Raw genomic sequence first — 21569 nt, 5'->3', positions numbered from 1 at the left:
AAGCACACGGGAGAGCTGCCGGACGGGTGCGGCCGGCCGCCGCACGGCGCCGCCGGTGTTCTCCCGCCGGCCGCCCGCCGGATCAGATGCGCGGTCCGACCGCGACCGTCTGCGGCCGCATCGCCTCGTGCAGCAGGGGGCCGGACAGGAACTCCTCGTGCAGCACCGCCACCGCGCGGGCGCAGTCCGCCTCGGGCACCGTCGCGGAGATACGGCTCTGCGAGGTGGCCATGGACAGCGGGTCGATCCCCGTGGCGAGCAGCGCGTTCAGCATCCGTCCCATGGTCCGGGGGTCGCTCATCAGCCCGGCGCCGACGACGGACACCTTCGCCACGGCGGCGTCGACGGCGAGGCTGCCGGGCAGGGTGGTGAGCAGGCTCGTGACGGTGTCGACGTCGTCGGCCGGGACGGTGAAGTCCCAGCCGTGCCGCCCCGAGCGGTCGGTGAACCTGGTCATCACGTCGACCGGCACGGACACGTCGGCCAGCAGGGCGAGGACCTCCGTCCCGCGCAGCGGGACGTCCGGGGAGACGGCGACGATCGTGACCCGGGCGTTGCCCGGCTCGTGGGACACGGCCACCACACGGTCTTCGGTTTCGAGCACGGCTGTGTCAGCTCCCTCCGGTTCGGGGACCACGACGGTCCCCGGGCGATGGTTGAAGGCGCTCCGTACATGGATGTCGAGGCCCGCGCGGCCCGCCAGTTCCACCGAGCGCGTGTGCAGCACGCGGGCGCCCGCGTAGGCCATCTCGGCCATGACGCTGTTGCGGACGACCGGTATCAGCCGGGCGTCCGGCACGATGCGCGGATCGGCCGAGTAGATCCCGTCGACGTCGGTGTAGATCTCGCAGCCGTCGGCGCCGAGCGCGACGGCCAGCGCCACGGCCGAGGTGTCGGAGCCGCCCCGGCCCAGGGTGGTGACGTCGCCGGCCGCGTTCAGGCCCTGGAAGCCGGCCACGACGGCCACGTCGCCGCGGGCCAGTGCCTCGCGCACGCGGGCGGTGTCGATGTCCCTGATGCGCCCGTCGGTGTGCCGGCCCGAGACGCTGACCCCGGCCTGCGCCCCGAGCAGCGAGACGGCGGGCACGCCCACCCCGTGCAGGGCCATGGCCAGCAGGGCGGCCGAGCGTGCTTCGCCGGTGGCCAGCAGCTGGTCGAGTTCCCGGCCCGGCGGCAGCGCGTTCGCGGTGCGGGCCTCGTCGATGAGCCGGTCGGTCGAGTCCCCGCGGGCGGAGACGACCGCCACGACGCCGCCGCGGCGATGTGCCTCGGCGACGATGCCCGCGATCCGGGCGAGCCGCTCGGGGGTGGTCCCCATCGAGGTCCCGCCGAACTTGAGGACGCGGAGCGGCCGTCGCCCGGCGGCGGAGCGCCGGGCGGCGGAGAATGCGGATGCCACGATGTCCCTTCCTGTCACGACGTGGTACCGGCCGCGCGCCGGGCGGCGGGTGCGGCCTCGGCGGTGATCGCCATGGCGCTGAAGCGGCGGTGCAGGACGGCGACGATCACGACGACGGCCACGGCAGCGCCGGCCCCGGCCAGGAACGTCAGGGCGCCGAGCCCGGCCCCGACCAGCCACAGCCCCACCGCCACGGCGAGGGATTCGGCCAGGCCCCACACGAAGGTCAGGGAGCCGACGGCCAGGCCGGTCCGCCCTCCGGCGACGGCCACGGCCAGCGTCTGGTAGACGGGGCCGTAGAGCATCTCGCCGACGGAGACGGCGACCACGGCCAGGAGCATCAGCGCCATGCCGCCCTCGGGCGCCACGAGCAGCGCGGTGCCCGTGCCGAGCGCCAGGTTGCCGGCCACGATGAGCGCGGGTTCGCCGGCTCCGCGCGCCCAGCGGGTCACCAGCGACTGCAGCGCCACGATGGCGACGCTGGCGAAGGCGAACAGCAGGCCGACGTCGCGCGCCCCGAGGGTGGGGCTCGCGTAGACGGCGAACACGCCGTAGAACTGCGCGTAGGTCACGTGGGTCAGGAAGTTGACCCCCAGCAGGGTCAGCATGCCGCGCGGCCCGGCCGAGGCGGGGTCCGGCGCGGCCGCCGGCGTCCCGACGGCAGGTGCGCGTCCCGGCGCCAGGCGGGTCGCCAGCAGGCCCGCTACGACGGCGAACCCGATCGGGGCCAGCACGTACAGCCGGCCGGTGGCGGCGTAGGCCAGCGCGGAGACGAAGGGGGCGAGGCCGCCCGCGGCGTTCAGCGCGACGTTCTCGTAGGAGAAGGCCCTGCGGGTCTCCTCGGGGCCGAACTGGTGGACTATCAGGGTCAGTTGGGCCAGGGTGGCGAGCGAGCCGGCCAGGCCGAAGGCCGCCGCGAGCAGCACCCAGCCGGCCAGGGAGCGGACGCTGAGCAGCGCCATCGCGCACATCACGGCCGCGGCCGCCGCCATCGCGAGCTGCGAGCCGACGATGGAGCGGCGCTCGCTGCCCGGCGGCAGGACGCGGACGAACGCCAGCGAGCCGAGCCGGTTGGCCAGCACCGCGGCCCCGGTGACCAGCCCGCAGTCCGCGGCCGACAGCAGCTTCTGGTCCAGCAGCCACACGGTGAAGAACGGGTACAGCACGCCCCAGGTGCTGTAGGTGAGGAAGCGGACGACGTAGATCGTCCAGCCGCCGGGCGGGGCGCCGCGCACGCCGGTCATGACGGCGCGACCCAGGCCGGCGGGCGCGGACCGTCGGCGGTGTGCACCACGACGTTCTCGATGTCCCGGGCCACGTCGCTGGTGAACCCGGTCAGCATGCCGACCCAGACGGAGTCGCCGGTGCCGACGGGGCCGACGCGCCCGCCGTCCGGCACGACCTGGGTGTGCAGGCAGCGCCCGTCGTCCGGCACGGACACCGAGGTGACCTGCCCGCCGCCTTCGAGGCCGTAGTAGTACGACAGGGTCGACCTGCCGCTCCCCTGGCGGCCGTAGGCGGGCTCCGGGCTCGTGCCGGCGGCCGGCAGGCCCAGGGTCAGCACATGGGCGATGATCTCGACCGGGTCCAGGCCGTGGGAGAGCGCGAGCTGCTCGACCATGGCGCCGCCGCCGAGGCGTCCGACGTTGGCGTCGATGAGGTACGGGCGTCCGCCGCCGACGAGGAACTCGCAGTGGAAGTAGCCCTGGGCGAGGCCGGAGCGCTCGACGAGCGCCGTGACCGCCGCCTTGCACCGCTCCTCGACGCCGTGGGGCAGCCGGCGGTCGGCGGGGAGCAGATTGCTCACCTCGGTCCAGGCGATGCGCCCGCGCTGCGAGAAGTCGATGAACACGATCCGGCCGTCGGTGACGTACCCCTCCAGGCTGAACAGCGGTCCGCGGATGTCCGCCTGCAGCACCCACGGGTGCGACCCGTCCTGCGACAGGCCGGTGGCGGCCACCGCGTTCCACACGTCCACGGGTCCGGCGCCCTGCGGCAGCCGCGTCGCCCCGCGCCCGCCGGCCTGCTCGGCCGGCTTGAGGACGTAGCCGTCGGGCGCCGGGGTGAGGGCGGCGGGGTCGACGGCCAGCCGGGCCGCCTCGGCGTCGGTGAAGCGGATCGTGGGCGGGCTGAACTCCGGTATGAGCGCGGCGACTTCGCCCTTGGAGGCCAGGCGTACGGCGACCGGTTCCGGGCCGTGCAGGTCGTAGGTGGCGGCGATCTGCGCGATCAGCGGGAACTTCTCGTCGTACAGGCCCGTGATGGCGAACGCCTCGTCGGTGATCGACGGATCGTCGGCCAGCGCACGCAGTACCGCGGCCCGGTCCTGGATGTTCACCGGGACGCAGGAACAGCCGCGCAGGCTCTGCGCGGCTTGCCCGGCGAACGCGTCGGGGTCCGCCAGGAAGACGGGCTCGAATCCCGCCGAACGCAGCGCCTGGGGCACGTACTTGGCGCTTGTCGCGTTGACTCCGAGAATGATGATCTTCTTCATGTCGGCCTCTCCTCCGGCGGGCCTCGCCGGTCCGGGGACGCCAGGAACTTAGGGCGCCGAAGACGGCTGGGCCTGCGGCGCTACGACTTCCGTCACACGTCACCGCGCTCAAAGGCACATCAGGGCGCCGGGCAGCAGGCCAGGAACCATCCACAGGCGTTCGTGACGCGTGCATATAGGCCCGCGAAGCTGAACGCCACTAATGTGTTTCAGGCGCAAAGGAAATCGCGGCCGTGGAAATCCACGGTGTCGAGCGGGACGTGAGTTTCTCCGTCATCCCGAGTGGTTTTCCGCCCCGGACATCAGGAGTGCTGCCTGTCATGCCTGTCATGCCCCATGCATCCTTGCGCGTCGTGATCGCGGACGAGCAGAGGCTGCTGCGCGAGTCCCTGTGCGCGCTGCTGGACACGGAGCCCGGCATCGAGGTCGTGGGCCAGACGGGCCATGTGGCGGAGTTGTTCACTTTGGTCGCCCGGACCCGTCCCGACCTCGTGGTCCTCGACGTCCAGATGGCCCCCGCCGACGACCGGGAGGCCCTCGCCAACCGGCTGCTGCACGGCATGCCGGCCTGCCGGGTGCTCGTGCTGTCCCTGCTGGAGCAGCCGCGCCTCGTGCAGTCCCTGCTGGACCTCGGCATCCACGGCTATCTGCACAAGAGCATCGGCTACGGCGCCCTCGTCGACGCCGTGCGCGCACAGCGGGGGGCCCGGCTGTACCAGACGGTGACGCTGCCCCTGCACCAGAGCCCGCTGCGCGCGGCCGGCACCGGCCCGGCGTACGGGGCCGATCTGTCGGCACGCGAGGTGGAGGTCCTCACCCACGCGGCGGCCGCCCTGAGCAACCGTCAGATAGCGGTCCAGCTGGGGATCGCGGAGGGTACCGTCAAGCGGCATCTGAGCAACATCTTCGAGAAACTCGACGCGGTCAGCCGCCTGGACGCCGTGAACAAGGCCGCCTCCATGCGCCTCATCCACCCCGGCGACGCCCCCGGCACCCGCCGCCTGCGCGTGGCGACCTGAACGGAGCCGCGCGCCGCGGCCTGGGCGAAGACGCACGCAGCGGGCGGAGAGGACCAGCGTGCGGCGGCCGGAACGGGGCACACCTGGCGACCTGGGAAGAGCCGCGCGCGGCGGCCCGGACCCAGCGCACCTGAGAGCCTGCGCGAAGACGCACACGACAAGCCGCGGAAAACACGCAGGGCAGCCCGGACGAAGCCGCACGCGGCGGCCCGGAGGGTCAGGTGGTGGCCGGGTCCACCGCGTAGGGCTCGACGGCGGCCAGTTCCTCCTCCGAGAGCGGCGGGGCGTCCAGGGCCGCCACGTTGGCCTCCAGTTGGGCGACGCTGCTGGCCCCGATGACCGCCGAGGTGACCTCCGGACGGCGCAGCACCCAGCTCAGGGCGAGCTGGGCGAGGCTCTGGCCGCGTTCGCCGGCGAGGGCGTCGAGTGCCTTGGCCCGTTGCAGATAGGTCTCGGTGATGTCGTCGGCGGACAGGAACATGCTGGTCGCGGCGCGGCTGTCGGACGCCACGGAGCCGGTGAGGTAACGGTCGGTCAGCAGGCCCTGCGCGAGCGGGGAGAACACGGTGCCGCCGGTGCCGAGCCGGGCCAGTTCGGCGAAGAGCCCGCGCTCGGGCGCCCGGTCGAACATCGAGTAGCGGTGCTGGTGGAGCGTCAGCGGGACACCGTGGGCGGCGAGCGCCTCGGCGGCCTGCCGCGTCTGCTCCGGGGAGTAGTTGGAGATGCCCGCGTACAGCGCCTTGCCCTGCCGTACGGCGTCCGCGAGGGCCCCCATGGTCTCCTCGACCGGGGTGTCCGGGTCGGGCCGGTGGGAGTAGAAGACGTCGACGTGGTCGACGCCGAGCCGGGCGAGGCTGCGGTCCAGCGAGGCCGTCAGGTACTTGCGGGAGCCGCCGATGCCGTACGGTCCGGGCCACCCCTCGTAACCGGCCTTGGTGGACAGGACGATCTCGTCCCGGTAGCGGCGCAGATCGCTCCGCAGCACCTCGCCGAAGCGGGTCTCCGCGTGTCCGAACACCGGCCGGCCGTAGTTGTTGGCGAGGTCGAAGTGCGTGATGCCGAGGTCGAAGGCGCGCAGCAGCAGGGCGCGCTGGGTGTCGGCCGGCCGGTCGGGCCCGAAGTTGTGCCAGAGCCCCAGGGACAGCGGTGGCAGCAGCAGCCCGCTGCGCCCGGCACGCCGGTAGGACAGACGGTCGTAGCGGCTCTCGTCGGCCGAGTAGGACATCGGGCACCTTTCGCACGGGGGGAGGCGGAGTGCCCGCCACGCTACCGGTGCCCGGACGCGGCAGGCAGCACACGGACGGAAATCCGGTCACCGGCGACGGGCGGGCCGTGTGCCTTTGGGGGGCACCCCATGTGACTCAAGTCGTAGATCCCGCTGTCCCGCACGCCCCGGCTCCTACGGTGCTGATCGCAGACCGTGACGACCCGACAGCGGAGGACCCGATGACCGAGCTGACCGTGGGCAGGGCTACGCAGGAGCCGGCGGACCGCTCCGCGGAGGTGGTGCGCAGGGCCAGGGGCCGTGCGGTCGGTGTCCTCGTCGACGCGTACGGAACCGGCAACTTCCTGCCCGCGGCGTTCAACCGGCTCGGGGTCGACGTGATCCACGTGCAGAGTTCCGCCGAGCCGATCTCCCGTATGCAGCCGTGGGACCGGGGCGCGTACCTCGACTGGCTGGTCTACTCCCCGGACGGCAGCACCGAGCGCGTGCTCAAGGAGATCGAGCCGCGGTTCGTCCTGCCCGGCCAGGAGCCGGGCGTCCTGCTCGCGGACCGGCTGAGCGAGGCGCTGGACGTGCGCAGCAACGGCACGACGTTCTCCGCGGCGCGCAGGGACAAGCACAAGATGATCGAGACGGTCGCCGCGGCCGGGCTGCGCACCGCACGGCAACTGCTCACCGACGACGCCGAGGAGGCCGTCGCGTGGGCCGAGGCGCACGCGTACTGGCCGTGCGTGGCGAAGCCGCTGGCGTCCGCCTCCACGGACGGGGTCACCGTCTGCCGCAGCGCCGACGAGCTGCGCTCCGCGTGCCGCGCGGTGCTCGGCACGACCACCGTCTTCAACGGCGCCAACACCGAGGTGCTCGTGCAGAGTTACCTGGAGGGCACCGAGTACATCGTCGACACCGTGAGCGTGGACGGCCACGCCTTCGTCTGCGGTGTGTGGCAGTACGAGAAGCGCCTGCTGCCGAACGGCAAGCCCATCTACAACCGCGACATCCTGGTGCCCTCGGACACCCTGGTGGCCCAGGCGCTCATCGCCTACACCCGCACCGTGCTCGACGCCCTGCGCATCCACCACGGCCCGGCGCACACCGAACTCATCGTCACCGACGAGGGACCGGCGCTCGTGGAGGTCGGCGCCCGGGTCAACGGGCATCTGCACCCGGCCTTCCACGACACCGCCATCGGCGTCAACAGCGCCGACCTGACGGCGCTGGCCTACCTGCGTCCCGAGGAGTTCCTCGCCCGCTACGGCGACGGTGTCTACACACGGCGCCAGCCCGCCGTCGTGTACAACGCGCCGACGACCCTGTCCGGCACCGTCGTCTCGGTCGACCAGGCGCTGGTCGAGGAGATCCGCGAGCGGCCCTCGGTGGTGGACCTCGTGGTCAAGCGGGCGCCCGGCGACCCCATCGTGCCCACCCACGACCTGCTCACCAGCCCGCTCCGGGTGTTCATGACACACCCGGACCCCGTCACGCTGGAGCTGGACTACGTGTTCGTCGAGCGCGTCCGCGAATCGCTCTTCGAGGTCCGGCCCACCGCGCCCCGGGCCGCCTGCGGCCTCGTGTGACGCCCTGCCGGACGGCTTTCGGAAGGATCAAGCATGCTCACACAGACGCCGCCGCGGACCGTGGCGGAACAACTCGCCGTGCAGATCCGGCGCAGGGTCATCGAGATGAGCGCGTCGCCGAACGGCGTGCACATCGGCGGCAGCCTGTCGATCGCCGACCTGCTGGCCGTGCTGTACGCGGAGGTGCTGCGCGACCCGGCCGGCACCGGGCCCTCGGACGACCGTGACCACCTGATCCTCAGCAAGGGCCAGGCGTCCGCGGGCCTGTACGCGGTGCTCGCCTCGACCGGGATCATCCCCGAGGCGGAGCTGGCCACCTACGCTCAGGAGAACAGCCGGCTGGGCGGCCACCCCATGAAGCGCCTCCCGGGCGTGGACTTCTCGACCGGCGCGCTCGGACACGGGCTCCCGCTGGGCCTCGGTGTCGCGCTCGCCGGCCGGCGCTTCGGCCACGACAAGCGGGCCTTCGTGATCCTCGGCGACGGGGAGCTGCAGGAGGGCTCCAACTGGGAGGCGGCGATGGCGGCGGCGCACCACGGCGCCGACAACCTGATCGCGATCGTCGACCGCAACGGCTGGCAGATCAGCGGCCGTACCGACGACTGCATGTCGCTGGAGCCCCTGACCGGCAAGTGGGCCGGTTTCGGCTGGCGTGTGCTCACGATCGACGGGCACGACCACGACCAGATCCGCGCGGCGCTGACCGGGCCCGTCGAGCCGGGCCGGCCGACGGTCGTCATCGCCCGCACGATCAAGGCGCGCGGGGTGCCCGGCCTGGAAGACACCAAGCAGAGCCATTCGGCGACCCTCGACGAGCAGGCGCGGCGGCGGGCCCTCGCGGCCCTGGCAGGTGACGAGGCATGAGTTCCGACCTCGCGGTCCGCCGCACCGTCGCGGAGGTGCTCGACCACGTCTGGGAGAACCGCTCGACCGTCCAGGGCCGCGACGCCTACGCGATGATGCTGCTCGCCCTCGCGCGGGAGAACCCGAACCTGGCGTGTCTGACCGCCGACATGAACTTCGAGGACCACTTCGCGCGCGAACTGCCGCGCCAGCACGTGGACCTGGGCATCGCCGAGCAGAACATGATCGGGGTCGCCGCCGGCATGACGGTGTCCGCGCGGCCGGTGTTCGCCAACGGCATGAGCCCGTTCGCCGTCGCCCGGGCCTACGAACAGATCAAGATCGACGTGGCGGGCGCGAACCTCCCGGTCAAGATCGTGGGGACGCACGCGGGTCTGGCGTCGGGGCACTACGGCCCGACCCACCACTCGCTGGAGGACATCGGCATGGTCCGGATGCTGCCGAACATGACGGTGGTCGTCCCGGCCGACGCCTTCGAGGCCGCCCAGGCCACCGTGGCGATCGCGGAGGATCCGGGACCGGTGTACCTGCGGCTCGGGCGGGGGGCCACGAGCCCGCTGTACGCGCAGCGCACCGCGTTCGTGCTGGGCCGGGCGAGTGTCCTGCGCCCGCCCGGCCGTGTGCTGTTCGTCGCCGCCGGCCCCCACCCCAACCTGGTCGCGGCCGAGGCGGCGCGCGAACTCGCGGCGCGCGGTGTGAGCGCCGGGCATCTGAACATGCACACGGTCAAGCCGCTGGACGAGGAGGCCGTGCTGCACGCGAGCGCCAACGCCGAAGTCGTGGTGACCATCGAGGACCACCGCGCCCTGGGCGGTCTGGGGGGCGCGGTGTGCGAGGTGGTGGCCGAGGCCGGGGGCCCGCCGGTGCGGCGGATCGGTGTGCCGGACGTCCACTACGACCTGGTGGGCGGCGAGGAGTTCCTGCTGCACCACGCCGGGATCAACGTGGGCAACGCGGTCAAGCAGGCGCTGGACGCCCTGGCGTGAGGCGCGGGCCCGCCGCCGTTGCGTGCACGGCGACGGGCCCGGGCGGGTTGTCGGCGGCCGGCGCCGCCGGCTCAGGGGCGGTCGGGGCGGCGCGCCAGGTTCAGCAGCAGCAGGGCGCACAGGCTCGCCCCGGCTGCCACCCCGGCGAGCACGGTGCCCACCGTGAGCTGCTCGAACAGCAGGCCCGCCACGCCGTAGGCGATCGGGCTCGCGACGAAGACGGCCGCGCCGAACACCGGGACCACGTGCGGGCGCAGGTGCTCCGGCGGCCGCAGCATCATCAGGGCGACGGCGGGCGCGGTCACCCCGGGCAGGAACATGCAACTGGCCGCCACCGTCAGGGCCAGTGTCGTGACCGGCTGGTTCCAGGGCAGCAGCCACAGCACGACCGCCGCGCCGACGCCGCCCGCCGCCGCCAGCCGCACGGGCGGGATCCGGCGGGCGAGCCGGGCGACCACGACGGTGCCCAGCGCGGTGCCGCCGCCCCACGCCGCCAGCAGCCAGCCGGCCACGTGCGGGTCGGCGTGGTAGCGGCTCCTGGCCATGACGGGCAGGGCGAGCAGCACGACGGGCATGAGCGTGCCGTACCCGAGCGCGGCGAGCGACATCGTGCGCAGCACCGGATCCCGGAACAGGTAGCGCACGCCCTCCGCCATGTTGTTCGCCGACGGTGCCTCGGGGGCCTGCGGGTGCCGGGGCAGCCCGGCCAGCAGCGCGGCCGACACCGCGAACGAGGCCGCGTCGATCCACAGCACGTTGAGCGCGCCGAACTGGGCGATCAGGAAACCGGCGACCGCCGGGCCGACCAGCCGCGCCGTCGAGGTCGCCGTCTCGAACAGGGCGTTGCCCGCGGTGACGACACCCTCGTCCGAGCCGATGGTCTCGGTCAGCAGCATGCGCTGCGCGGACAGATAGGCCGACGCGACACAGCCGACCAGGGCCACGATCACCGACAGCGCCCAGAACGGCAGCATGTCCGCGAGATACAGCGTGGGCACGGCCGCCGTCAGCACCGCGCTGCACAGGTCGCCGACGATCGTGACGCGGCGGGCGCCCCAGCGGGCCACGACCAGTCCCGCCGGCATGCTCAGCAGCGGCACCGGCAGGATCTGGATGAGGAACACCAGGCCCATGCGCGCCGGTGAGCCGCTGGTCATCAGCACGAACCAGGGCAGTGCGAGCGTCGTCATCTGGGTGCCGACGGAGGAGGTGAACTCCGCGGCGACGACCCTGCGGAACTGGCGGCTCCGCAGGGGCGAGCGCGGCACCGTCGCGGTCGTCACCGGGCCGCCCGCAGCGAGGCCGGGCGTATGTCGCTCCAGTGGGACTCGGCGTACTCGACGCAGGCGTCCCGGGTGCCCGGGCCGAACACCGGCGACCAGCCTGCGGGCACGCCGATGTCACCCGGCCAGAGGCTGTACTGCTGCTCGGCGTTGACCAGTACCCGGTAGACGCCGTCGGGGTCGTCGAACGGGTTCGCCATGGTGCTCTCCTTCTCGCCGCGGCCGTTCACCACGTCACCGGCAGCCGGTGCACGCCGTAGACGGCCATGTCGGAGCGCATCGGGATCTCGTCCGGGTTCCCGGCGATGCGCAGGTCCGGGAAGCGCCGCAGCAGCGCGGTGTAGCCGATGCGCAGTTCCAGCCGGGCCAACTGCTGGCCGAGGCACTGGTGGATGCCGTGGCTGAAGGTGAGGTGGCTGTGTCCGCCCCGGGTGACGTCGAGGCGGTCCGGGTCGGTGAACTGCTCCGGGTCGCGGTTCGCGGTGGGGAGGTGGATCAGCACCGTCTCCCCCTTGCGCAGGGTCACCCCGTCGATCTCGACGTCCTCGGTGGGGGTGCGCTGCACGCCCACGTGGACGACGGTGAGGTAGCGCAGCAGTTCCTCGACGGCGCTCTCGATCAGCGACTCGTCCGCGCGCAGCAGGGCCATCTGGTCCGGGTTGTCCAGCAGCGCGTACGTGCCGAGCGAGAGCATGTTGGCGGTGGTCTCGTGCCCGGCGACCAGGAGCAGCAGGGTGGCGCCGACGGACTCCTGGAGGCTGATGTCGTCCCCGGCCACGAGCACGCTCAGCACGTCGTCGGCCGGCTCGGCCTGCTTGCGCAGGAGCAGTTCGCCGGTGAGGTCGACGAGGTCCTTCAGCGAGGCCTGTGCCTGCTGCGGGTCGACGTCCAGGCGCAGCAGGTTCTCCGAGTCGCCCACGAACCGGTCCCGGTCGCCGGCCGGCACGCCGAGCAGCTCGCAGATCACCTGCGAGGACACCGGTACCGCGTAGTCGGCGACCAGGTCCGCGGGCGGTCCCTTGCGCAGCATCGCGTCGGCGTACTGCGCGGTGATCTCCTCGATCCGCGAGGCGAGCAGGCGCATCCGGCGCAGCGTGAACTGACCGGCCAGGCGCCGCCGGAAGCGGGTGTGGTCCGGCGGGTCCATGTGCTCGAACAGGCCCGGGATGTCCGCCTCCAGGTCCGACGGGCGGTCGGAGGGGAACGCCAGGTGCTTGTGCGAGGCGTGCGAGCTGAACCGCTTGTCGGACAGGATCTGCCGGCCCTGCCGGTGCCCGGTGACGAGCCAGCCCTCGTATCCGTCGGGGAAGGTCATCCGGCCGATCGGACCCTCGGTGCGCAGCGCCCGGGGCGGGTCGAACGGCCGCTCCCGGTGCGTCGGCAGCCCGCCCGTGACGGCGTGCGTGGTTTTGGTCATGTTCTCTACTCCTGTTCGGCCCGCACGCGCGCGCGCAGCTGGGAAACCGTCAACTCCGGGTGGTGGGCGATGAGTTCGAGGACCAGCGGCCACTGGCGGACGATCGCGCCCATGACGGCCGGCTCGATGTAGTCCGGCGAGTACACCCACAGGCCGTGCAGCTCGCCCTCGACGTCGCGGGCCACCAGGTAGAGGTCGAGGTTGTGCGGCTCGATCGCGGTGATCAGCTCCGGGAGCGGGGTCACGTCGCCGACCTGCACGCCCAGCGGTGTCACCTCCAGCCCGTCCAGGGTGAGCGTCCGGCTCGGCACGCCGAGCAGGTTGAGCATCACGCGCAGGGGCAGCTGGTTGCCGTCGCCGACCACGCCGTCGTGCACGAGCGCGCGCACCGGCACGTTCTGGTGCGAGTACGCGTCCAGCTCGCCCTGGAGGACCCGCTGGACCAGTTCGCGGAACGTCGGGTCGTCCGCCATCCGCGACCGGTTGAGGATGATGTTGATGAACGGGCCGACCATCGCCCTGGTCTCCGGCCGTTCGCGGCCCGCCAGCGGGTGGCTGACCGCGATGTCGGTGGCGCCCGAGTAGCTGTGCAGCAGCACGTGGAACGCCGACATCAGCATCATGAAGAGGGTCACGCCCTCGCGGCGGGCGGCCTCCTTCACCGCCGTCATGACCTCGGCGCCGACCACGACACTGTGGCTGAAGCCCTCGATGAAGTCGTCGAGCTGGTGCTCCGGCGCCTCGAAGTCGAGCCGCCGCGCCGCACCGTCCAGCTCCCTGCGCCAGTGGCCGACGTGCTCGTCGAGCGCGCCGCTGGCCAGCAGCCCCTGTTCCCAGGCCGCGTAGTCCAGGTGCTGGACCATGACGTCGGGCAGCTGCGGCCGGCGCCCCGCCGCGTGGGCCGCGTACAGCGTCGACAGCTCGTCGAAGACCACGAGGAAGCCCCAGTGGTCCACCAGGATGTGGTGGGCGACGAGGACCAGCGCGTGTTCCCGGTCGGCGAGCCGCACGAGCAGGGCGCGCACCAGGTTGCCGTCCTCGATGCGGAACGGCCGCCTGGTCTCCTCGGTGAGCAGTTCGCGCAGCCGCTCCTGCCGCGCCTCGCCCTCGTGGGCGCGCAGGTCGGCGGTGTCGAGCGGCCACTCGGGCCGGCCGTCGGCGAACTGCAGGGTCGCCGAGCCGCGCTGGACGTAGCGGGTGCGCAGAATGTCGTGGCGGCGCACCAGGTCGTCCAGGGAGCGGCGCAGTGCGACGGTGTCCAGCTCGCCGCGCACACGGTACGCGGTGATGACGGCGTGGTGCGCGTGGTTGGGGCCGACCGGCTGGAGCAGGAACTCCAGCTGCCCGAAGGACAGCCCGGCGCCGTCGCTGCGGTCGGCCCTGGGGATCGCGGCGCCCAGCAGGTCGGCCGCGCCGACGGCCGCGGCGTGCCCGTCGTCCTCACGGGGCAGCTCGACCGTGCCGTTCTCGACCGCGTCGGCACACCGGGCGACGGCGCGCAGCGCCTCGAACCAGGCCTGCGCCAGTTCGCGGACCTCGTCCTCGGTGAGCAGCGAGCTCGCCCAGCTCCAGTTGGCCACCAGCCGCGGGCCGTCCGGGCCGTCCTGGGTGACGGCGTTGAGTTCGAGCGGGTGGGACAGCGGCCGCACGCCGGTGGTACCGGGCGCGGTGTCGTCGCGCAGCGGCAGCCAGGGCCGCTCCTCGTCGGTGACGGGCACCCGGCCGAGGTAGTTGAACAGCACCTGTGGTGCGGGCAGCGCCGCGAGCTCCGGCGCGGACTGCGGGTCCAGGTGGCGCAGCACGCCGTAGCCGAGGCCGCCCGCCGGGAGCGCCCGCAGCTGTGCGGAGGTGCGCGCGAGGGCGGCGGCCAGCTCGGCGCCCGCCCCGGCGACCTCGTCCCAGGGCAGCGCGGCGCAGTCGAGGCGGACCGGGTGGACGCTGGTGAACCAGCCCACCGTGCGGGACAGGTCGACGCCGTCGACCAGGTGCTCGTGCCTGCCGTGGCTCTCCACGTCCAGCACCACCGGGGCGCCGGCGCCGCCGTGGCGGCGGGCGCGCCAGCGGCCGACGGCGAGTCCGAAGGCGGTCAGCAGCACGTCCTGGATGCCGCGGCGGAGCACCGCTGGGACCTGCCCGACCAACGGCGCGGTGTCCTCGGCCGACAGGGTCAGCGTCAGCCGCCCCTCGGTGCCGGTGACGTCGCGATCGGCGTCCAGCTCCGCGGCCAGCAGGGGCTCGGCGCCCCGCAGGACGTCCTGCCACACCGGCAGTTCGGCGCGGTGCCGGGCGATGCCCTCGCCGGTGGCCACCCGCTGCGCCCAGCCGCGCAGGGACGTGGCCACCGGTGCGAGCAGCGGCTCACGCCGCGCGGTGACCGCCTCCCAGGCGACGGCGATGTCGGACAGCAGGATCCGCCAGGACACTCCGTCGACGGCGAAGTGGTGCACGGCGAGGAGCAGCCGGCCCGGGCGCCCGGGCCCGGCGTCGAACCACACCGGCTGGAGCATCGCGCCCTTCGCCGGGTCGAGCCGCCGCTTGGCCGCGGCCGTCTCCTCGGCGATCAGCGCCCGCGCGTCGGCGTCGGCCGACGCGCTGATGTCCACGCGGCGCAGGACGTCGGCGACGCGCAGCGTGCCGGGCTCGTCGGCGTGCAGCGACCACTGCCCGTCGGGCCCGGTCACCAGCCGTGTGCGCAGGGCGTCGTGCCGGTCGACGACCGCCTGGAGCGTCGTGACCAGCCGGGCCTCGTCCACGCCGGACGGCAGGCCGACGGTCGCGGACAGGTCGAAGCCGACCACCGAGCCGCCCAGCTGCCGCTGCCGTTCCACGACGGGCAGCAGCGGGATCTCGCCGGTGCCGATGTCGGTGACGCTCGCCGCGGCCTCCTCGCCGGCCGGCCGCGCCACGCGGGCGATCGCCTCCACCGTCTGGTGGGTGAACACGTCGCGGACGGTGAACACCAGCCCGGCCGTGCGGGACTGGGCGACCAGCTGGGTGGCCTGGATGCTGTCCCCGCCCAGGTCGAAGAAGCCGCTCCCGGCGCCGACCTCCGGCAGCCCGAGCACCTCGGCGAACACGGCGGCGAGGGTCCGCTCGACCGGGGTCCGCGCCGCCCGGGACGGGGCTGCGGCGCCCAGGTCCGGGGCGGGCAGCGCACGGCGGTCGAGCTTGCCGTTGCCGGTCATCGGGAACGCGTCGAGCACCATCACCACGACGGGCACCATGTACTGCGGCAGCCGTTCGGCCACGAACGCGCGCAGCTCGGCGGGCTCGGCGAGGGCACCGTCGGCGAGTACGGCGTAGCCGACGAGGTCCTTGCCGCCGGAGGGCTTGGTGTGCACCACCACGGCGGCGTCCGCCACGGCGGGGTGTGCGCCGAGCGCGTTCTCGATCTCGCCCGGCTCGATGCGGAAGCCGCGGATCTTGACCTGGTCGTCGGTCCGGCCGAGGTACTCGATCCGCCCGTCCGCGCGCCAGCGCACCAGGTCGCCGGTGCGGTACATGCGTGTCCCCGGTGTGCCGTACGGGCAGCCGACGAAGCGCTGGGCGGTCAGGCCGGGCTGGGCGAAGTAGCCGCGGGCCAGGCCCGATCCGGCGAGGTAGAGCTCGCCGGGGACGCCGACCGGGACCGGGCGCAGCCGCTCGTCGAGGACGTAGGCGCGGGTGTCGTCCATCGGCGTGCCGATCGGCACGGTGCCGTCGGTCACCTCGCGGGTGCTGTGCAGCACGGCGAAGGTGGTCGTCTCCGTCGGGCCGTAGCCGTTGGTGAGCACGGTCTTCGGCCACGCGGCCAGCGCCCGGGCCACCACGGGAGGCGAGAGCGCCTCGCCGCCGGCCATCACCTCGCGCATCCCGGCCAGCGCCGCGGGGTCCCGTTCGACCAGCAGGTTGAAGAGCGCGGCCGTGAAGAAGGCCGCGGTGACGCGCTGTTCGCGGATGGTGCGCACCAGCACGTCCGGGTCCAGATCCCCGGGCGGCGCGACGACCACCTCGCCGCCGGCCAGCAGCGGCACCCACAGCTCGTAGGTGGAGGCGTCGAAGGCGGTCGGGGCGTGCATCAGGACGCGGGTGTGGTTGCCGCCGCGCCACACGTGGTCGGCGGCGAGGCTCGCCACGTTCCGGTGGGTGACCGCCACGCCCTTGGGCCGCCCGGTGGAACCGGAGGTGAACATGACGTACGCCATCCGGTCCGGGCCGCCCGCGGCCGGGGCGACAGGGGCCGGCGCCTCGTCCGCGGCGGCCAGTTCGGCGGACACGTCGAGGGCGCGCACCCCGTCGACGGCCGGGTACTCCAGCCCGTCCCCGTCCACCAGGAGCAGGCCCGCCCCGGTCTCGGCCATGATCAGCCGCATGCGGGAGTCGGGGTAGCGGGGGTCCAGGGGCACGTACACGCCGCCGGCCTTGAGCACGGCCAGGATCGCCACGGGCACCCGCACGGAGCGCTCCATCAGCAGGCACACCGCGTCCTCGCCGCCGTCGGCGCCGACGCCGAGCTCGCGCAGCCGCGCGGCGAGCCGGTCCGAGACCGCGGACAGCTCGCGGTAGGTCAGCCGCTCGTCGCCGCAGGAGACGGCGACGGCGTCCGGGGTGCGGGCCGCCTGTGCCTCGAACAGCTCGGGCAGTGCGGCCGCGGGCTCCTCGCCGGCCGTGCCGTTCCACTCCCGCAGCACGCGGTGCCGCTCGGCCGGGGTGAGCAGGTCGACGTCGCCGACCGGCTGGTCCGGGTCGGCGATCATCGCCAGCACGACCTGGCGCAGCCTGCGCAGCATGGTGCGTACGGTCTCCGGGTCGAAGACGTCGGCGTTGTACTCGATGCCGCCGTCGATGCCGCCCGGTGTGCCGTCGGCCGCGAGGTGCTCGTGCGCCAGCAGGACCAGGTCCATCCGCGCCGTGCCGGTGCTCCTGACCACCGGCGCCGCCTCGATGCCGGGCAGGTCCAGGGTCTCGTCGGTCACGGTCTGCCAGGACAGCATGACCTGGACGAGCGGGTGGTGGGACATCGTGCGGGCCGGCCGCAGGCTGTCCACGAGGGACTCGAAGGGGATGTCCTGGTGGGCGAGCGCGTCGAGGGTGCGTTCCCGCACCGCGGCGAGCAGTTCCCGGAACGTCTGGCGGTCCGACACCCGGGTGCGCAGCACGAGGGTGTTGGTGAAGAAGCCGATCAGGTGCTCGGCGGCCTGGTCGTCGCGTCCCGCGGTGGCCACGCCGACGGGGATGTCCGAGCCTGCGCCGAGGCGGCTGAGCAGCACCGCCAGCGCCGCGTCGAGCACCATGAACATGCTGACGTCGCAGCCCCGGGCCAGCCGGGCCAGCCCCTCGTGCAGGTCCGCGTCCCACTGGAAGGTGAGCGTGTCCCCGTCGTGGGAGGCCTCGGCCGGGTGCGGGCGGTCGACGGGCAGGGCGATCCGCTCCGGCAGGCCCTCCAGCGCGTCGCGCCAGTAGTCGAGCTGGCGCGACCAGGTGCTCTCGGGGTCGTCCTGCGCGCCGAGGTACTGACGCTGCCACAGGGCGTAGTCGGCGTACTGCACGGGCAGCGGCGCCCAGGCGGGGGCGTGGCCGGCCAGCCGGGCCCGGTAGGCGGTGGCCAGATCGAGCCGCAGCGGGGTCAGCGACCAGCCGTCCGCCGCGATGTGGTGCACGACGACGGCCAGCACATGGACGTCGTCGCCGACCGCGAACAGCTGCGCGTGCAGCGGGATCTCCCGGGTCAGGTCGAAGGTGTGCCGGACCGCGGCGGCCACCGCCTCGTCCAGGCCGGCCTCGTCGACCTCGGTCACCGCCAGCGCGGGGCGTGCCTGCCCGGGGTCGAGGATCTGCTGGCAGGCCACCGCGCCCGTGTCCGGGTAGACGGTCCGCAGCGCCTCGTGGCGGGCGACGACGTCGGCGAGGGCCTCGCGCAGGCAGTCCACGTCCAGGGCGCCGGTCAGGCGCAGCACCACCGGCAGGTTGTAGGTGGGCGAGGGGCCCTCCATCTGGTGCAGGAACCACAGCCGGCGCTGGGCGAAGGACAGCGGCAGCGGGTCGGGCCGGGTCATGGGGCCGAGCGCGGGCCGGGTCTCGCCGCCGCCCCGGCGCAGCAGTTCGGCCAGCTCGGCCACCGTCTGCTTCTCGAACAGGGCGCGCACCGGCAGCTCGACGCCGAGCGTGGCGCGGACGCGCGCCACCAGCCGGGTGGCGAGCAGCGAGTGCCCGCCGAGAGCGAAGAAGCCGTCGTCGATGCCCACCTCGGGCACGTTCAGCACCTGGGCGAACAGCGCGCACAGGGCCTCTTCCTCGGCGTCGCGGGGCGCGACGTACACCGCCGCCGTGCGGGTCTCCTGTCCCTCGGGGGCGGGCAGCGCGCCGCGGTCGGTCTTGCCGCTGGGGGTCAGCGGCAGCGCGTCGAGGAACACGAAGGAGGCCGGGACCATGTAGTCGGGGAGCTTCTCGGCCAGCGCCGCGCGCAGGTGGCGGCGCAGTCCGTCGGCGCCGCCGGCCGCCGGGTCGGGCACCACGTAGGCGACGAGCCGCTGGTCGCCCGGCTGGTCCTCGCGGACCACGACGACCGAGTCCTTCACCTGCTCCCGGCGCATCAGCACCGACTCGATCTCGCCCAGCTCGATCCGGTAGCCGCGCAGCTTGACCTGGTGGTCGAGCCGGCCGAGGTAGTCGACGGTGCCGTCCACCCTGCGCCGTACCAGGTCCCCGGTGCGGTACAGCCGGTCGGCGAGGCCGGAGTCGAAGGGGTTGGGGATGAACTGACGATCCGTCAGCTCGGGCCGGTTGATGTAGCCGCGGGCGAGACCGGCTCCGCCGATGCACAGTTCGCCGGGGACGCCCGGCGGCACCGGACGGCCCTCGGGGTCGAGGATGTGCACCTCGGTGTTGGCGATCGGCCGGCCGATGGTGATCGTGTCGTCCACGATCCGGGTGCCCAGGGAGTAGATCGTGGTCTCGCTCGGGCCGTACATGTTCCACAGGTCCACGCCCTTGGCCAGCAGGCGCCGCGCCAGGTCGGGGGGCAGTGCCTCGCCGCAGATCAGCCCGCGCAGGCCCGGGCGGCCCGGCCAGCCCGCGTCGAGCAGCATCCGCCAGGTGGAGGGGGTGGCCTGCATCATGGTGGCGCCGGTGGTGGCCATCTCCTCGGCCAGCAGCTTGCCGTCGGTGGCCACCGCGCGGGTGGCGAGCACCACGCGGGCACCCTCGACGAGCGGCAGCAGCAGCTCCAGTGTGGCGATGTCGAACGACAGCGTGGTGACCGCGAGCAGGCTGTCGCCGGCGTCGATGCCCGGCCACTGCTTCATCGCCCAGAAGAGGTTGCGCAGGGCCCGGTGGGGCAGCTGGACGCCCTTCGGGCGGCCGGTCGAGCCCGACGTGTAGATCACATAGGCGAGGTCCGCGCCCTCCACCGGGGCGTCGAGGGGCTCGGCGGACTCGGCGGCGAGTTCCTCGCGCAGCTCGTCCACGCACAGCGTCGTGGCCCCGGACCGCGGCAGGCCCGGTGCCACCGAACTCTGGGTGATCAGGACGGGCAGTCCGGCGTCCTCGGTCATGAACGCGATGCGGTCGGCGGGCAGCTTCGGGTCGACCGGCACATAGGCGCCGCCCGCCTTCAGTACGGCCAGCACGGCGACGACCATGTCGAGCGAGCGCTCCAGGCAGACCCCGACCAGCACGTCGCGGCCCACCCCGAGCCGCTGCAGCCTGCGGGCCAACTGGTTGGCGGATGCGTCGAGCCGGCCGTAGGTGAGCGTCTCGCCCTGGCAGTACACGGCCTCGGCCTCGGGCCGCAGCGCCGCCTGCCGCTCGATGCGCTGGTGGGTGAGCAGCTGGTCGGGCCACTCGCTCAGGGTGTCCGCGCGCTCCTGGTACTGCGCACGCTGCTCGTCCTCGGTCAGCAGCGCGACGTCCAGGACGGGCTGGTCCGGGTCGGCGAGCAGGTTGTCGAGGAGCACCCGCAGATGGCCGCCCATGCGGTCGATCGTGGCCGCGTCGAACAGCTCGGTGTTGTACTCGAACCAGCCGCTCAGCTCCTCGCCCTGCTCGAACACCTGCAGCTCCAGGTCGAAGCGTGCGGTGGAGCTCTCCATGTCCATCAGTTCCAGGCGCAGCCCGCCGACGCCGAACTCCGGGACGGGGATGTTCTGGTAGACGAACGACACCTGGAATATCGGCGAGCGCGACAGGTCGCGCTCCGGGCGCAGCTCCTCCACCAGCCGCTCGAAGGGCACCTCCTGGTGGGCGAAGGCGCCGAGGGCCGCGCCGCGCACCCGGCCGAGCAGCTCGGTGAAGGTCGGGTTGCCGGAGACGTCGCTGCGGATCGCGAGCGTGTTGACGAAGTAGCCGATGAGCTGCTCGACCTGGGAGTGTCCGCGGTTGGCCACGGGCACGCCGACGACGACGTCCTCCTGCCTGCTGTAGCGGTGCAGCAGGGCGACGTAGGCGGCGAGCAGGGTCATGAACGGGGTGGTGCCGGTGCGCCGGCTCAGCTCGCGCACGCCGCTCATCACCGAGGCGGGCAGGCGGAAGGGCCGGGAGGCGCCGGCCGAGCCGAGCACCGCGGGCCGCGGCCGGTCGGTGGGCAGTTCGAGGATGGGCGCGGCGCCCTCAAGTGCCGTCTTCCAGTAGTCCAGTTCGGCCGCGAAGCCCGGCCCTGCCAGCTGCCGCCGCTGCCAGGCCGCGTAGTCGGCGTACTGGACGGAGAGCTCGGGCAGTTCGGCGCCGGTGCCGGTCAGACAGCCCTGGTAGAGGGCGACCAGCTCGCCGAAGAGCACCGATGTCGACCACAGGTCGGCGACGATGTGGTGCATGGTGAGCAGCAGGACGTGCTCGTCGGCGGCCAGGCGCAGGAACTTCATCCGCATGAGCGGCCCGGTGCCCAGGTCGAAGGGGCGGGCGAACTCCCGGCGTGCCAGCTCCTTGACGCCCTCCTCGCCGTCCGGGCCGCGCAGGTGCGCGCACTCCTCGACGGTCAGTTCCAGCTCGCCGCTCTCGTGCACGACCTGCACGGGCTCGCCGTCGGCCTCCTCGAACGTGGTGCGCAGCGACTCGTGCCTGCGCACGATCTCGGCGAGGCTGCGGCGCCACAGCTCCAGGTCGAGCGGGCCGTGCACGCGCACGGCCGCCGGGATGTTGTAGGCGGCGCTGCCCGGGTTGAGCTGGTCCAGGAACCACATGCGCTGCTGGGGGAACGACGCGGCGAACCGCCGCTCGCGCGCCGGTGGCCGCGGGCCGTTCCTGCGCCGCAACCGCTCTGCCAGCAGCGCGCGCTTCTGCTCCGGCGTGAGGCTGGTCAGGTCGATGTCGGTCATGCGCCAGTCTCCTGATCG

General features: G+C 73.4%; 12 protein-coding genes. 4 read left to right on the top strand and 8 right to left on the bottom strand.

Annotated elements, in window-relative coordinates; all coding sequences use genetic code 11:
- Positions 1 to 82 precede the first annotated feature (82 nt).
- From ACZ4MF_RS26215 to ACZ4MF_RS26205, 3 genes are read right to left on the bottom strand one after another with little or no spacing between them, the layout of a single operon-like run.
- Complete coding sequence (locus ACZ4MF_RS26215) at positions 83 to 1399, bottom strand: aspartate kinase (protein ID WP_467494363.1); 1317 nt, start codon at positions 1397 to 1399, stop codon at positions 83 to 85.
- A gap of 14 nt (positions 1400 to 1413) precedes the next feature.
- Complete coding sequence (locus ACZ4MF_RS26210; RefSeq protein ID WP_467494362.1) at positions 1414 to 2643, bottom strand: MFS transporter; 1230 nt, start codon at positions 2641 to 2643, stop codon at positions 1414 to 1416.
- Positions 2640 to 3893 (bottom strand): ATP-grasp domain-containing protein, encoded by a 1254-nt coding sequence (locus ACZ4MF_RS26205; protein WP_467494361.1) that lies wholly within the window; start codon positions 3891 to 3893, stop codon positions 2640 to 2642. Before ACZ4MF_RS26205 ends, ACZ4MF_RS26210 begins: the two co-directional genes overlap by 4 nt.
- A gap of 329 nt (positions 3894 to 4222) precedes the next feature.
- Here ACZ4MF_RS26205 and ACZ4MF_RS26200 point away from each other — a divergent pair, with 329 nt between their 5' ends.
- Complete coding sequence (locus ACZ4MF_RS26200) at positions 4223 to 4912, top strand: response regulator transcription factor (protein WP_467494360.1); 690 nt, start codon at positions 4223 to 4225, stop codon at positions 4910 to 4912.
- A gap of 217 nt (positions 4913 to 5129) precedes the next feature.
- Here ACZ4MF_RS26200 and ACZ4MF_RS26195 read toward each other — a convergent pair whose 3' ends face one another.
- Positions 5130 to 6137 (bottom strand): aldo/keto reductase, encoded by a 1008-nt coding sequence (locus ACZ4MF_RS26195; RefSeq protein WP_467494359.1) that lies wholly within the window; start codon positions 6135 to 6137, stop codon positions 5130 to 5132.
- Between the two features lie 221 nt (positions 6138 to 6358).
- Between ACZ4MF_RS26195 and ACZ4MF_RS26190 the strand changes: the two genes are divergently transcribed.
- Genes ACZ4MF_RS26190 through ACZ4MF_RS26180 form a run of 3 tightly spaced genes read left to right on the top strand, consistent with a single transcriptional unit; the run spans position 6359 to position 9561 of the window.
- Positions 6359 to 7711, top strand: coding sequence for an ATP-grasp domain-containing protein (locus tag ACZ4MF_RS26190; protein ID WP_467494358.1), 1353 nt, complete (start codon positions 6359 to 6361; stop codon positions 7709 to 7711).
- Between the two features lie 33 nt (positions 7712 to 7744).
- Entirely contained in the window at positions 7745 to 8575 is an 831-nt protein-coding gene (locus ACZ4MF_RS26185; protein WP_467494357.1) for a transketolase, read from the top strand.
- A complete protein-coding gene (locus tag ACZ4MF_RS26180) occupies positions 8572 to 9561 on the top strand; it encodes a transketolase family protein (RefSeq protein WP_467494356.1) in 990 nt (329 codons plus the stop codon). Before ACZ4MF_RS26185 ends, ACZ4MF_RS26180 begins: the two co-directional genes overlap by 4 nt.
- 71 nt (positions 9562 to 9632) lie before the next feature.
- Here ACZ4MF_RS26180 and ACZ4MF_RS26175 read toward each other — a convergent pair whose 3' ends face one another.
- The 4 genes from ACZ4MF_RS26175 to ACZ4MF_RS26160 are packed head-to-tail and all read right to left on the bottom strand — an operon-like array spanning position 9633 to position 21551.
- Entirely contained in the window at positions 9633 to 10844 is a 1212-nt protein-coding gene (locus ACZ4MF_RS26175) for an MFS transporter (RefSeq protein WP_467494355.1), read from the bottom strand.
- Complete coding sequence (locus ACZ4MF_RS26170) at positions 10841 to 11044, bottom strand: MbtH family protein (protein ID WP_467494354.1); 204 nt, start codon at positions 11042 to 11044, stop codon at positions 10841 to 10843. The genes ACZ4MF_RS26175 and ACZ4MF_RS26170 overlap by 4 nt, the downstream gene beginning before the upstream one ends.
- A gap of 26 nt (positions 11045 to 11070) precedes the next feature.
- Complete coding sequence (locus ACZ4MF_RS26165; RefSeq protein ID WP_467494352.1) at positions 11071 to 12261, bottom strand: cytochrome P450; 1191 nt, start codon at positions 12259 to 12261, stop codon at positions 11071 to 11073.
- Positions 12262 to 12266: 5 nt separating this feature from the next.
- The gene (locus ACZ4MF_RS26160) at positions 12267 to 21551 is read right to left on the bottom strand and encodes an amino acid adenylation domain-containing protein (RefSeq protein ID WP_467494351.1); all 9285 of its coding nucleotides are present in this window, start codon (positions 21549 to 21551) and stop codon (positions 12267 to 12269) included.
- Between the last annotated feature and the right edge of the window lie 18 nt (positions 21552 to 21569).

Source organism: Streptomyces sp. NPDC025793 (assembly GCF_055558375.1).
Note: the sequence above shows the minus strand (reverse complement) of the source record. Positions and strands in the feature narration are given on the sequence as shown.